Genomic DNA, 13075 nt, shown 5'->3' with positions numbered 1-13075 from the left:
GGTTTCGAGGAGACCGTCTCGGGGCTCGCCGACTACGAGAAGGCCGGGCTCCAGGTCATCCAGGTCGCCGAGGCCTACAGCTTCGACGCGGTCAGCCAGCTGGGGTTCCTCGCCGCCCGGACCTCGCGCGTCGAGATCGCCTCGGGGATCATGCAGCTCTACACGCGCACCCCGAGCCTCATCGCGATGACCGCCGCGGGCCTCGACTTCGTCTCGCGCGGGCGGTTCACCCTCGGGATCGGCGCGTCGGGGCCGCAGGTCATCGAGGGTTTCCACGGTGTCCCCTACGATGCCCCGCTGGGCCGGACCCGCGAGACCATCGAGATCTGCCGGAAGGTCTGGCGCCGGGAGGTCCTCGAGTACCACGGCCGTCACTACGACATCCCGCTCGCCGCGGGGCGGGGGACCGGTCTCGGCAAGCCTTTGAAGATCATTAACCGGCCGGTGCGGGACCGGATCCCGATCGTGCTGGCCGCGCTCGGCCCGAAAAACGTCGAGCTCGCCGCCGAGCTCGCCGAGGGTTGGATGCCCGCCTTCTACCTGCCGGACAGCGCGGACGAGGTGTGGGGCGAGGCGGTGCGGGCCGGTACGGCCAGGCGGGACCCGGCGCTCGGCACCCTGGACGTCTGGGCCGGGGCCTCCCTGGCCGTCGGCGACGACGTCACCGCGCTGCGCGACACCGACCGGCCGCAGGTCGCGCTGTACCTGGGGGGCATGGGCGCGCGGGGCCGCAACTTCTACAACGACCTGGCCCACCGCTACGGCTACGCCGCGGAGGCGAAGCTCGTCCAGGACCTCTACCTCGCGGGCCGTAAGGGGGAAGCCGCCGCCGCGGTGCCGGCCGGCCTGCTGGAGAGGCTCTCCCTGATCGGGCCGCGCGGCTGGGTGGCCGAGCGGCTCGCCGTGTTCGCGGAGTCCGGGGTCACGACGCTCGCGGTCAATCCGGTGGCGCCGACACACCTGGAGCGGGTGCGTCTCATCGAGCAGATCCGCGAGCTCGCCGACGGCCTTTGATGGCTCTCCGCCTGAGGCGGGGGATTCCAAGATGACTTTTACGTCACGATAGGGTCATCGGCGTGGGCGGACCGCGGTGGGCGTATCGTGACGGCCCCGCCGTCACCGACGGTCTGACCAACGGTGACACGCGTGAGCAGATCGCGGCGGGTCCAGGGGTGGCGGATCCAGCGGCAGCGGATCTACCGGCGGCCGATCCGTACCCGTCCCGGTCCCGCGGCCGGACCAACGCGCTGTGGACGATCGTCGACCAGGTCGTGTCGAGTGGCACCAACGCGGCGATCAACTTCATCATCGCCCGCCGGGTCGACCCGACCGAGTTCGGTGCGTTCGCGATTGCCTACACGATCTTCGCGATCGTCGTCGGCCTGTCGCGCGCGGCTGCCACGGCGCCCCTGGGGATCAGCTACGCCGCCGCCCCGGCCGCGTTCCGCGCCGCCGCTCGCGCCGCGTCCGGCCTGGCCCTGGTACTCGGTGCCGTCGTGGGCGCCGGCCTGATGGCGGTCGGTAGCGTCCTCGAGGGCGTGGTCGGGACGAACCTGATCGCGATGGGTGTGGTCATGCCGGCCCTGCTGGTGCAGGACGCCTGGCGCTACACGTCGTTTGCCCAGGGACGCCCCCTCCGCGCCGTCGTCAACGATCTCGTCTGGGCGGCCGGGATGGGCGTGGGCATCGTCCTGCTGGCCATTGGCGGGCCGGAGGCGGCCATCGGCGGGCGGGCCGCGGCCGGCGGCGCGCCGGTGATGGTCCTCGTCTGGGGTGCCGCCGCGGCGCTGGCCGCGGTGGTCGGCATCGGGCAGCATCGGGTCTGGCCCGCCCCGCGGCGGGCGCTCGCCTGGTTCGCTGGTCACCGCGAGACGACCGGCTTCATGACCGCCGAGTTCGTGACGGTCCAGGGGGCGCAGCAGACGTCGATTCTGATCATCGCCGGGATCGGCTCGCCATCGCTCGTCGGTGCTCTGCGCGGTCTGCAGACCCTGCTCGCCCCCACGACGAACCTGGCCGTCGCGTTGATGAGCCTCGCGATCCCCGAGTTCGCCCGCCGCAGGGGCGCCCCGGCCCGTCGGATCATCCGCGCCGCCTACGCCGTGTCCGCGCTGGTGGTTGCCTCCAGCGTGCTGTGGACCCTCATCTTCCTGATCCTCCCCGACGATTCCGGGGCGGCCCTGCTCGGCGACACCTGGAGCCAGACCCGTGAACTCCTTCTCCTCGCGATGATCGCGCAGGCCGGGCCGGCGCTGTCGGTGGGACCGGTCGCCGTGCTCTACGCCTTCGGCCGGACCAGGCTCACCTTCTGGATCAATCTTTTCTTCACGCCCTTCCTGCTCGCCGGCCCGGTCACGGGCCTCCTCCTCGGCGGAGCCAAAGGGGTGATCATCGGTAACGTCATTGTGTTCTGGGCGACGATCCCGCCCTGGATCTACCAGCTCCACAAGCAGACCCGTGCCGTCGGCCGTGAGTGACCTCCCCGCCCGCGCGGATCCTCCGAGCCCGGGCGTGCTACCCGGCGGCGGACGAAGGTGTGGTCCCGGCCGGGGTCATTTCCCTGATCTTGGATCCGGCAGGCATGATGAGCGGGATCTGAGCTGCCGGACCGCACCGGGCCGGCCGTGTGAGGCCTTGGCCTTCCCCGGGAAGGTACGTCGCGGGATCGAGGAGGAGAGGAGGAGTGGCGACCTATCTGCTCGGCCTCGGTTCCGCGGTGTGTTTCGCGGTGGCCGCGGTGATCCAGCAGCGGGTTGCCTTCCGGGCGCCGCCCGATGACGTCCTGCGGCTGCGGCTGCTGCTGTGGTTGGTGCGGCGACCGTGGTGGGATGTCGGGGTCGCCGTCGCGGTGGTCGGCAGTGTGCTGGCCGCGGCGGCGCTGAGCCGGGGCGCGGTGGCCCTCGTCGAATCCCTGCAGATCTGCCAGCTACTGTTCGCCCTGCCGCTCGCCGCCCTGCTGGCGCAGCGGGCGGTGCTGCGCCGCGACTGGGCGGCGGCCGCGGCGACGGCCGGTGGCCTCGTGCTCTTCCTGATCGCCGGAGATCCGCACCCGGGCGATCCGGGGGCCGTCTCGACGTTCGGCTGGGTCCTCACCGGCGCGGTGGCCGGCGGGCTGGTATGCGGTGCGGTGTGGGGGACGCGGCGGCTCACCGCTGCCCGGCGGGGCCCCGATGCTGGCCACGGCCGTGGGCCTGCTGTCCGCGATACAGGCCGCCCTGACCAGCAGCATCGGTCACCTGCTGACCACCCGCGGGATCGATGCGGTCCTGGTGTCCTGGCAGCCCTGGTCGGTCGTGGCCACGGCGATCGTCGGTGCGTTGCTGCTGCAGAGCGCCTACGAGATGGCGCCGCTGCCGGCGTCGCTGCCCGCCGCGGTGAGCAGCGAGCCGCTGGCCGGGGTGGTGATCGGGGTGGCCCTGCTGGGCGGCGACCTGCGGCTGGCGCCCCTCGCGTTGGTCGGTGAGGTGCTCGGACTGGCCGTGATGGTCACGGGTGTCCGCACGTTGGCGACGTCTCCGCTGATCACCGGGCAGATGTCGCGGCTGGTGGCGAGGCAGGCCCAGGGGCGGCTGTCCCGGCTGGAGGAACAGGTGCACCATGACCTGGAGCGGCTGCGCGCCGACCTGCGCCGCAGCCGGCGGGCCGGCGTCCCGGGGCCGGCGTTGCGCCGCGCGCGCCGCCGGCTGCGCCGGGACCTCGACCGCATTGGCGCGGAGCTGGCGAGCCTCGTGGACGAACGGCACCGGTTCGACGATCGGATGCGGCCGGTCGCCGGGCGGGTGGGCTCGAACGGGCCCCGACCCTCGAACGGGTCCCGACCGAGGGAGCGGGGCCTGCTGGGGGACGATGCCGTGCCGGAAAGGGAACTGCTCGCCGCGCGGCGTGCTCTCGACACCCGGGCGGACGAGCTTCGCCGGCGGGCGGATCGACTGCGCGGTGAGGCCGGCGCCGTCCTGGCTCAGAGGAATCATTCGCGATAGTCAGTCGACCGGGACCGGTCCGCGGTCGTGCACCGGGGCGAACCCCTGCCGGCGCGCCGCCGTGCCGCGACCGGGCCACGAGCTGCTGGGTCACCTGTTCGCGCTTGGTTTTTTCAAGATAATCAACAGTGTTGACGAATCTAGACAAACCATTTTCAATACGGATTGTGGTCGCCATGTGAGACCGAGCAAGCCTGGTACATCCATAGGACGCGCCGGGCAGGCCGTGGACGGCCCCCTGCACACCCTGTTCTTCGAATCGCTGTGCTACCTGATGGTCGGCGTTTTCGGCGCGGTGGGGATCCTGCGCCGCCGCCGCGGGCTCGTCCTCACCCTCGCCGTCGGCGGGTGGCTGCTCGCCGACGGCGGGGTGGTCCTCGGCGCCAACCGGCTCACCGACTCCCACATCCTGAAGTACACGGCCGTCTTCCTCATCGGGGCGGCGATGTTCCTCTACGCCGACCGCATCCCGCGCAGCCGGGCCCTACTCATCGCCGCCGCGGGCCTGCTCGCCGCGGGCCTGCTCATCCCCCACGCCTACCGGCCCCTCGCCCTGGCCCCGCTGGCCTACCTGCTGCTGTACGCCGGAACCGGACGGGGGCTGTCGCGGGTGGGGGCGCGTCGCGATCTGTCCTACGGCATCTACGTCTACGCCTGGCCGCTGCAACTGCTCCTGCTCGAAGCCGGGGCCGATGCGGGTATCGGTACGGGTGCCGTCGTCGTGCACATCGCGGCTTCCCTCGCCGTCACCTCCCTCGCCGCCCTCGCAAGCTGGTATGCCATCGAAGCACCCGCCCTTGCGCTGAAATCCTGGCAATCGCCGTTGCCAAGACGTTCAACGGACGCGGGCGCGGCGCACCTGTTCGTCCCGCGGAGCCGTTGACCCCCGCCAAGGCCGACGCAACGCTCTACCCCACAGATGGATCTTCTAAGATGCGAAATGTGAGGCGCGGGTCTGTGATCTGGGCCGCGACGACGGTCGGGCGAGGTGTCCGGTCCGTCCTGGTGGCCGCCGTGGCCGTCGGCCTGGCCGTCACCGCCCACACGGCCGCCTGCGCGATGACCCCGTCACTGTTGATGGCGGTCATCGGGCTGGTACTCGCCGCCCGGGTCTGCTGGGGGGTGTCCGCCCGACGGATGTCACGCAGGCGCCTCACCGGACTGGTGCTGGCCGTCCAGGCCGGTCTGCACGTGGCGTTCACCGTCACCGTCCCCGCCGGATCCCACCCTTCCGGCCTCGCGCATTCCCCCGGCCTCGCGCATTCCCCCGGCCTCGCGCCCACCCTCGCGGGGGGCACCGGCCAGGTGGCCAGGCCTCCAGCCCCACGCCGGCGTGGGGCTGGACCTGTTGCCCGGGGGCCGGGCATGCTCGTGGCGCATCTGCTCGCCGCATTCGGGCTCGCCTGCTGGCTCTCCCTCGGCGAAAACCTGCTCTGGCGGGCCGCGCAGGGCGCCGCGGCCGCCGTACGACGCGCCGCCGGGCGCCTGCGGCGCCGTGACGGCCGCGTCCTACTCCTCGTTCCCGACCCGGTCACACGCCTGCCGGCGCGGCGACGGATCCGTCGGCCGGTCCTGCTGCATTACATCGTCATCCGTCGGGGCCCGCCGGTCCATGGGATGCTCTGAGCGGTCCGACGGCTGGCCCCGGTATCCCACAGATCCACCAACCCCCTTGCCCGCGTCGCGGGCCGGATCGTGTCGTCCCTCGATCCGCCGCCCGCGCCTGGCACCCGCGTGGCACCCGGTGGCCATCCTCGGCATCCCCATTCCATGTCCACGTGCGTCCGGTGACGTGGCAGATCGTCCGGCTCCCCACGAAACAAACGGGCCGGTGTGCCCGGCCGCCCGAATCGGTACGGCCACGGTACGGCCACCTCGACGTCTCGGGACTGATCAGTAACCCGCGGAGTCACCATGTCCGTAGTCGCCATGTCTGCACCAGTCAGGCCGGTCCCGCAGAGGCGTGCGGCCGGCGAGTTGGAACGCGAGGTCCTGGCCCTGCTCTGGGCCGCAGCCGAACCGCTGATGCCCTTCCAGGTTCAGCGCCGGCTGGGTCGGGGGCTCGCGCAGAGCACGGTCGCCACCACCCTGCTGCGGCTGGTGGCCAAGGGACTCGCCGAACGCGCGCCGCACGGCCGGGGATTCGCCTACCGTCCGCTGCAGCGCGCCGAGGACCACGCGGCGGAACAGATGATGAACTTCCTGGGCCGCGGCGACGATCCCGGCGCCGTGTTGCGCTGCTTCGCCCGCCACCTCCCACCGCACCACCGCGACGTCCTCCGCCAGGAACTCGCCGACGGAGAGCACCACGAGAACGGCTAGAAACGGCTAGAAGATGTGAGCATGAAGCCAGGTGAGCTCGGCGCCGAGGGTGACCAGGTGCAGCGGGGAGCGGCCGAGCCGGTCCAGACGGGTGACCTTGAGGGTGTCGCCGGCACGCAGCAGCGCGTCGACCTGGTGATCGGGGTTCTGGTCCGCGGTCGAAACCCGCGCGTAGCCGATCAGCACGGCGCCGAAAATACCCGACAACGATCCGTGCTCTCACGTTCGGGCTGGCGTCGCGGTCGCGGGGGCCGCGGCCGGATCGCGAGGACGGTGAAGGGCTGCGGTCGCGCCGAGCGGTGGGACCGCAGGGATGCCGGCGGCGGGAAGCTCGATCTCGAGGATGTCGAAGACGCCATCGTTGTAGAGGGTGTCGGTACGCAGCCGGCCGCCGTGGGCGGAGACGACCTGCTCGATGACGTAGCGGATTCCCGCTCGGAGGGGGCTGCCAGCGCGCTAGCCTCGGTGTCGTCGGGAAGGACGCGGGTGGGTGTACGGATCCGGAGAATGATCAGGTCGGTGCCGACCTGGCCGGCGCCGATATGAACCGGGGCCCCGGCTGGTGTGGAACGCAGGACGGTGTCGACGAGGTCACCCAGAAGCCGGCGCAGAGTGGCACCGTCCATCCGGACAGGTAGGTATGCGGGGGCGTCCACGACGACCAGGCAGCCGGTGTGGGTGGTGTGCAGCACGGTCTGGACATCGGCGAGAGCCGCGGTGAGATCGCTGGCGTTGATGTCGGTGTGCGCGGCGGTCGTCGCGGTGACCATGCTCTCAAGGAGGCGCTCGAGCTGGCGGGTGCTGTCGATCGCTGTGTCGAGCCGGCCGGCCAGCGTGCCGCCCTCCGCCTCTCCGCTGCGGGCATCGGTCAGGACAGCGCGGATACCCGCAAGCGGGGCACGGAACTCGTAGGCGACGGTGTCGACCAGATCGCGGCGCAGCCGGTCGGTCTCTTCCAGCCGCGCGGTCAGGCTTGCCTGTTCGTGGACGTACGCGCGGTAGTCCTCATTGGTGCCCCGGCGGATGACGGTCTCCGGCCGCCGGGACAACCACGGCCGCCGACGCCAGGCTGATGCCCCACTGACGGGTGTCTCCGCGTCAGGGGAGGGCGTGGCCGGTGCCGGGGACGGGCCGGGGGTTGAGGGGGGAGCGGCGGCCTGTTCCTCGAGGAGGGCGACGCGGGCGGTGAGGTGGGCTTCCCGCCGGCGCAGATGCTCGACCAGCCGCTCGGCTTCGACCGCCCGATCCTCGGTAACCGTGAAGAGCGTTGCCGTCTCGACCCAGCGAGCCTCGGCCTCCCGTTCACGCTCCTCGGCTTGGCCGCCGCGGCGAGAGCGCGAGCCTCGGTCGCGTCGGCGTCGGCTGCGTCGGCGCTGGCGAGCGCGGCGGCGGCGGTGGCCAGCGTGGCGTCGCGGTCCTCTTCGGCCTGCTGACACCGGGCGCCGAGCTCGATCAGGCGGGCGCGTAGGTCGCCGCGTACCCGGTCGGCTTCCTCCAGCCGCTGGTCCGCAGCCTCGGCCCGCTCGCCGTCCTGTCGGGCCCGCTCCAGGGCGGCGGCGAGCTGGCGTTCCACCTCCTCCAGGTCCGCTCGGGGAACGTGGGCCGCTCGTGTGGCCCGTGTGGGGGCCACCGAAACCTCGGCTGTCGCAACCAGCGGGTCGGCCGCGGCTGCCGGCACCATCGCGATCGGCGAGGTGGTGGTCACCGGCATGCCGGCGACGGGGATCGCCAACAGCCAGGCGACCGCGGGCCAGTCCCGGTCCGCGGTCGCGGCCTCGGCGGCCTCCAACGCGCGGCTCGCCTCCTCCTTCGCCAGCGTGGTCCGCCCGGCCCGTGACCCTTCGCACCACCGCTTGAACAGGCAGAAAGCCGTAAGCGTCGCGGATTCCCGGTCGGGCTCCGGAAGCTTGTTCAGATAGCAGACGATCTGGTCCCAGTCGAGTTTCGTTTTCCCTGTGAACCGCCGCTCGATCTTCTTTTTCTCGGCGTCGTGACCGGGGTCGCCCACCGGCAGCGAACAGCAGGACTTCCACGGCACCTGGTAGAGGGCGTGCAGGAGGTGGAAGAACAGCAGAAGACACCGGTGGTCGCGGGAGACTCCGTTGTCGATGGCAGGCCAGCGACCGCCCTGATCCTTCGGGTTCCCGGTCACCGCGGCCCTATTTTCCCTGGTGGGCAGGCGATCCAGCGCTCACTGTCGCTACCTCCACCGGGTAGCGACAGTACCGGTGGACGGTTGCGACACCATCTGGAGAAAGACCGTCGCCGGTGGTGGTGCGGGGTTGCGACGCACATTGCTGTGTACTCCCGAATGTCTCTATTGACATGCGAAGTTACGGCACTTGTCGGGGGATCAGGGCAGACGATAAAACATCCCCAAAATTAACTAGCCATACACCCGATAACAAAGGACGTACGTCATGCCCCCAACCCGTACGAGCATGTTGCTGGCCCCGCTCCCGGCCATGGCGCTGGTGGCCGTGAGCGCGTACTATCTCGGCTGGCTTCCGGCGCTCACAGCGGCGCTGACCTACGCCGTCCAGCCCCGGGTGCCCTACACGCCGACCCCCGGCCAGAGCGCCCCGCGCGTCGCCCACCCTCGGCGCGAGGATCCAGATGATCATGATTGCCGGTAGGTCTGGCGACCATCTGGATAGTCAGATCAAACTAGTCTGAACGGGCTACGTCGAGGATATCCGTTGTTGCTGTGTCGACTTCCGGAGTGCACCGCCAGGTCAGGGCCCCGGAAAGTCGCCGGAAAGTCGGCCGACGACCGGCGTGTCGCCAGGCAGGGTCGGGAGCCACCCGCACGGACGACCCGCAGTGGTCCGAGGTCGTCGTGAGGAGTTCGGCCTCGGCCCACCGCCGGGCGTCGGCAGGCGGGCAGCCCCGACGAGGCCGCCGAGCTCCTCCGCAGCGAGGGCATCGAGGTACCATGAGCCAGGCCGCGGGATAGGTTGGGTCGGCAGCCATATCCGTCCCGCCAGTGGCGGCGCCGGGCCGTACTGGACCCGACCGGCATGCTTTTCTCGTCACCGCTGGCTGAGCGGGTAGTGGCCGTCTACACCGACGCCTACTTCGCCCAGCGCCTTTCCCAAGCCGAGCACACCGCGGCGTTCGCGAGCGACCATCCGGGCCGCGTCGTTCCGGTGGTCGTGGCTGACTGCTCGATCCCTGAGCTGTACGCGCCGCCGACCCGGATCGAGCTGCTCGGGTTGGAAGAGGACGACGCTCGCCGCCGGCTTCTCGACGGAGCGTCGGCGGGCTTACCTGGGTCCGGTTCACCGGTCACCTTTCCGGGCCGAGCGGAGTTCCCCCGGCGGCTGCCGCGGATCTGGAACGTCCCGGCCCGAAACCCGTTCTTCACCGGCCGCGACGACCTTCTCCGGGCGTTGGACGGCCGCCTGCGTCAACCCGACGCGGAGGCAATCGCTGTTGTGCCGCTGCGAGGAATGGGAGGTGTGGGCAAGACCCAGCTCGCAGTCGAGTACGCTCACAGACGCGCCGCCGGATACCAGATCGTGTGGTGGCTCAACGCGGAGAACCCCACGCTGGCGACCAACGGGCTGGTCGAACTCGCGGCGGCACTGGGACTACCTACGGCGGGGTCCCCGGCCGAGGTTCTGCGGTTGCTGTGGTCCGCCTTGGCGGCCGGGTGGCCCGGGGGACTACAGGAAGGAGTGGACAATCACTTCTCGATGGCCGTCACGGCTGAGGACAGTGAAGTCGAGGACAAACTCTTCCTGGTGAACCCCTGCGGCTGGCACTGGTCCGAGGTAACGGCGACCTCCTTGGTTCTCGGAACTTCCCGTCGTCGCGCGGCGTTACTTCGACTACTACATCGAGCGGACGTTGCGCCGCGAGGAACCGGACTATCCGTGCTGAAAATGCCCGCCCGCGCCTGGACCGGAGCGCTGTGGCCCAGGCGTCCGTGCGGGTCGGTACGTGCGCGCGCCGCGTGTCGTCCCGGTCGGCTCCGATAGCTTATCTGCGTCGCGGCACGGCCTCTGCGCTCGAGCGCGGAGCTGCGTGAAGGGAGCACTGGTGGCGGATTTCCTGGTCGAGCTCTTCTCGCTGCGGGAGCGCACCGCGGTGGTGACCGGAGCGACCTCCGGTATCGGCCGCGGCATTGCCCTCGCGCTTGGCCGTGCCGGCGCGCGGGTGGTCGCGCTCGGCCGCCGTGCCGACGCCGTGGAGTCCGTAGTGGAGGAACTCCGCGATGCTGGCGGCGCCGCCGCAGGCATCCGGTGCGATCTGGCCGATCGCGCCGAGCTGAGCAAGGCGGCCGATCAGGCGGCCGAACCGTTCGGGGAGCCCGACATCCTCGTCACCTCGGCAGGCGTGAACATCAGACCGCCCTTCGGCGGTCTGACCGACGAGGAGTGGGACCTGACGATGGCGGTGAATCTCGACGCGCCCTTCCTCCTGGGCCGTCGGTACGGCCCAGGAATGGCGGAGCGCGGCTGGGGAAGGATCATTAATCTGGCGTCGCAGCAGTCGATCCGCGCGTTCGGCAACAGCGGCGCGTACGGGGTGTCCAAAGCCGGTGTCGCGGCACTGACTAGGTCTCAGGCCGAGGCTTGGTCGAAACGCGGTGTGTGCTGCAACGCGATCGCTCCGGGATTCGTCCGGACACCGCTTACCAAGACCGTCTTCAACGATCCGGAGCGGGCGACGGCAATGGCCAATCGAACAATGCTGGGGCGAAACGGCGAGTTGTCGGACCTGGTGGGCGCCGCTGTGTTCTTGGCCGGCCCCGCCGCCGTCTACCTGACCGGCCAGACGCTGTTCGTGGACGGAGGCTTCTCCGCTACCTGACGGTGGGTTCCACCGCCCTGGCGCGGCCGGGAGTTCGATCCAGCAGCCCGGCGGGTGTGCCGCCGCGCTGCCCGATCGGAGCAGGTCCCGAAGCAGGGGCGAATGCGCCTTGGCGACGTCAAATCCGGTTCCGGTCGCATCGACGATGTGGTCGAAATGGTCGATCCGGCTCCGGCCCCCGGCAGGGCACGCGTGACCGCGAAGCCGTAGCCTGATCGGCTTACGTCCAGCACGCCAGTGCGAAGGTCGAGCTGCCCGGTCTCGATGAACTCCCACAGCTTGACGGCGTTCTCGATCGGAATGCAGTGGCGGTACATACCCCAGAACACGTACTGCTCCCGCATGAATCGTTCCTTCGTCGCGGGAGGGAGCGTCCTAAACCAGCGCAGCAAGCGTCTCGCTTGCATATCCGCAAGCGAAAATGCTGGCCGGGCTGGCAGTTCGTAAGTAGTCGGAAGTCTTGTGGTTGATCGGTGCCGGGGTCTCATCAGTGTTGGCTGTGTGTGGTTCGCTGGCCGTGTTGGGTGATCTCCGGCTTGTCGGGATGGTTTGCTGCGGTGCGTGACGGCTACGGGGGCTACGGGGGCTACGGCAGGCCGGTGACGGTGACCGCGCCCGGCCCGTCGAAGGCGATCGGCAAAGAGCTGTTCACGAACCGGTTCCTCGCGATGCTGCTCGTGGAGCGATATGTCGCGGGCCGGTCGCAGAACTCGCTGGTCACCGGCCTGGCCCGCCAGGGCGCCCGGATCTCGCCGGCGACGCTGACGGGGGTGTGCGCCCAGGTCGGCGGCCTGCTCACCCCGCTCGCCGAGAAGATCGTCGAACGGTCGCGCGGGTCGTGGCACCTGCACGCCGACGAGACGAGATGACCTGGCGGGTGTTCACCCCCGACGGCCAGGACACCTCGGCGCGCTGGTGGCTGTGGGTCTTCCTCGGCCCGGACTCGGTGTGCTTCGTGATGGACCCGACCCGGTCGGCGGCGGTGCTCGCCGGCCATGTCGGGATCAGCGAGACCACCGGCCAGCTCGACGGCGCCGGCGGCCCGCGCCGGCTGGTGATCTCCTCGGACTTCTACACCGTCTACGCCTCCGCCGGCCGCAAGGCGGACGGGATCGTCAACCTGTTCCGCTGGGTCCACGTCCGCCGCTACTTCCTGCGGGCCGGGGACGGCAACCCCGCCCAGCTCGGGATCTGGGCCCGCCAGTGGCGCGAGCGGATCGGCGCGCTCTACGCCACCCACGGTGACGCCGCCCGGCAGCATGCCCACACCCAACTTCCGACTACTTACGGCAGTTCTGCGACCCTGATCTGGCTGGCCGCCGCTACCAGGTAGCCGGGATCCGATACGGGTACGCGAACGTACCCGTATCCTGCTGGGTGGGCGAAAGGAGGCTGTCCATGGCGGATGCGAATGTGCGGATTCCGGCGGAGGCGCGGGATCGGTTGGCGGAGGTGGCGGCGGCGGAGGGGTTGTCGTTGCGGGCGTATCTGTCGCGATTGGCGAGCACGCTGCTGACGCCGGCGGAACGTGCGGAGCGCGCCGAGCGGGCTCGGGCGGTGCTGCGGGAGTGGAGCGGCTACGACCCGACGGAGGAGGAAGCCGCGCAGGCCGATGCCGAGCTGAACCGTCGGCTGGGGCGGGCGTTGGGGCGGTGAGCGACGCGCTGCATGTGGTGCTGGACGAGACGGCGATGGTCTCGGCCGGCTACGGCAACGTGCTGGCGTCCCGGTTGATCCAGCGCGCTCACACCGTGCCGGGTCATTTTCTGTATGCCCCGGCGTGTGCGCTGGTGGAGGCGGACCGGGCCCGGCCGGGAACCGCCGAGCACATCGCCGCGCTGCCTGCGGTGACCATCGTGGAGTTGGACCTGGCGGCCGCGCTCGCGGTGGCCCGCGGTACCTGCTGGGCGCCGGCGCACGTCCTGTACGCGGCCGAGCCCACCTCGGAGCGTCCC

14 protein-coding genes and 2 pseudogenes are annotated in these 13075 nt (G+C 70.7%); 13 read left to right on the top strand and 3 right to left on the bottom strand.

Annotated elements, in window-relative coordinates; all coding sequences use genetic code 11:
- From ACY45C_RS06835 to ACY45C_RS06805, 7 genes and pseudogenes are all read left to right on the top strand, one after another.
- Nucleotides 1-1014: LLM class F420-dependent oxidoreductase (locus ACY45C_RS06835; RefSeq protein WP_462186792.1), on the top strand; the 1014-nt coding region annotated here is incomplete at its 5' end.
- Between the two features lie 62 nt (nt 1015-1076).
- Nucleotides 1077-2477: a hypothetical protein gene (locus ACY45C_RS06830; RefSeq protein WP_462186791.1), complete on the top strand. Its 1401-nt coding sequence runs from the start codon at nt 1077-1079 to the stop codon at nt 2475-2477.
- Between the two features lie 149 nt (nt 2478-2626).
- Nucleotides 2627-3082 (top strand): annotated as a pseudogene (locus ACY45C_RS06825) (DMT family transporter); the annotation flags it as partial.
- An 88-nt stretch (nt 3083-3170) separates the two neighbouring features.
- Nucleotides 3171-3980 (top strand): DMT family protein, encoded by an 810-nt coding sequence (locus ACY45C_RS06820; RefSeq protein WP_462186800.1) that lies wholly within the window; start codon nt 3171-3173, stop codon nt 3978-3980.
- 226 nt (nt 3981-4206) lie between these two features.
- Nucleotides 4207-4863, top strand: a complete 657-nt coding sequence (locus ACY45C_RS06815; RefSeq protein ID WP_462186790.1) for a hypothetical protein — start codon at nt 4207-4209, stop codon at nt 4861-4863.
- A 59-nt stretch (nt 4864-4922) separates the two neighbouring features.
- The gene (locus ACY45C_RS06810; RefSeq protein WP_462186789.1) at nt 4923-5606 is read left to right on the top strand and encodes a hypothetical protein; all 684 of its coding nucleotides are present in this window, start codon (nt 4923-4925) and stop codon (nt 5604-5606) included.
- 351 nt (nt 5607-5957) lie between these two features.
- Nucleotides 5958-6302 (top strand): BlaI/MecI/CopY family transcriptional regulator, encoded by a 345-nt coding sequence (locus ACY45C_RS06805; RefSeq protein WP_462186788.1) that lies wholly within the window; start codon nt 5958-5960, stop codon nt 6300-6302.
- Nucleotides 6303-6308: 6 nt separating this feature from the next.
- Here ACY45C_RS06805 and ACY45C_RS06800 read toward each other — a convergent pair whose 3' ends face one another.
- From ACY45C_RS06800 to ACY45C_RS06790, 3 genes are read right to left on the bottom strand one after another with little or no spacing between them, the layout of a single operon-like run.
- On the bottom strand, nt 6309-6509 hold the full coding sequence (locus ACY45C_RS06800) for a recombinase family protein (RefSeq protein ID WP_462186787.1): 201 nt from the start codon (nt 6507-6509) through the stop codon (nt 6309-6311).
- Nucleotides 6482-7351, bottom strand: coding sequence for a sensor histidine kinase (locus ACY45C_RS06795; RefSeq protein WP_462186786.1), 870 nt, complete (start codon nt 7349-7351; stop codon nt 6482-6484). Before ACY45C_RS06795 ends, ACY45C_RS06800 begins: the two co-directional genes overlap by 28 nt.
- On the bottom strand, nt 7270-8454 hold the full coding sequence (locus tag ACY45C_RS06790; RefSeq protein ID WP_462186784.1) for a hypothetical protein: 1185 nt from the start codon (nt 8452-8454) through the stop codon (nt 7270-7272). The genes ACY45C_RS06795 and ACY45C_RS06790 overlap by 82 nt, the downstream gene beginning before the upstream one ends.
- A gap of 268 nt (nt 8455-8722) precedes the next feature.
- Here ACY45C_RS06790 and ACY45C_RS06785 point away from each other — a divergent pair, with 268 nt between their 5' ends.
- From ACY45C_RS06785 to ACY45C_RS06760, 6 genes and pseudogenes are all read left to right on the top strand, one after another.
- Complete coding sequence (locus ACY45C_RS06785) at nt 8723-8938, top strand: hypothetical protein (protein WP_462186783.1); 216 nt, start codon at nt 8723-8725, stop codon at nt 8936-8938.
- A gap of 384 nt (nt 8939-9322) precedes the next feature.
- Nucleotides 9323-10285, top strand: a complete 963-nt coding sequence (locus tag ACY45C_RS06780) for a hypothetical protein (RefSeq protein ID WP_462186782.1) — start codon at nt 9323-9325, stop codon at nt 10283-10285.
- A 58-nt stretch (nt 10286-10343) separates the two neighbouring features.
- Nucleotides 10344-11120 carry an SDR family NAD(P)-dependent oxidoreductase gene (locus ACY45C_RS06775; RefSeq protein ID WP_462186798.1) on the top strand — a complete coding sequence of 259 codons (777 nt, stop codon included), beginning with the start codon at nt 10344-10346 and terminating at the stop codon, nt 11118-11120.
- Nucleotides 11121-11710: 590 nt separating this feature from the next.
- Nucleotides 11711-12372, top strand: a pseudogene (locus ACY45C_RS06770) (IS66 family transposase); the annotation flags it as partial.
- Nucleotides 12373-12518: 146 nt separating this feature from the next.
- Nucleotides 12519-12776, top strand: coding sequence for a hypothetical protein (locus ACY45C_RS06765; protein ID WP_462186781.1), 258 nt, complete (start codon nt 12519-12521; stop codon nt 12774-12776).
- Nucleotides 12773-13075, top strand: a 303-nt coding sequence (locus ACY45C_RS06760) for a hypothetical protein (RefSeq protein ID WP_462186780.1), incomplete at its 3' end; no start/stop codon positions are given. The genes ACY45C_RS06765 and ACY45C_RS06760, both read left to right, overlap by 4 nt.

The organism is Frankia sp. CcWB2 (assembly GCF_977927585.1).
The sequence above is the reverse complement of the archived record's forward strand: the minus strand, read 5'-3'. Positions and strand labels throughout refer to the sequence as shown.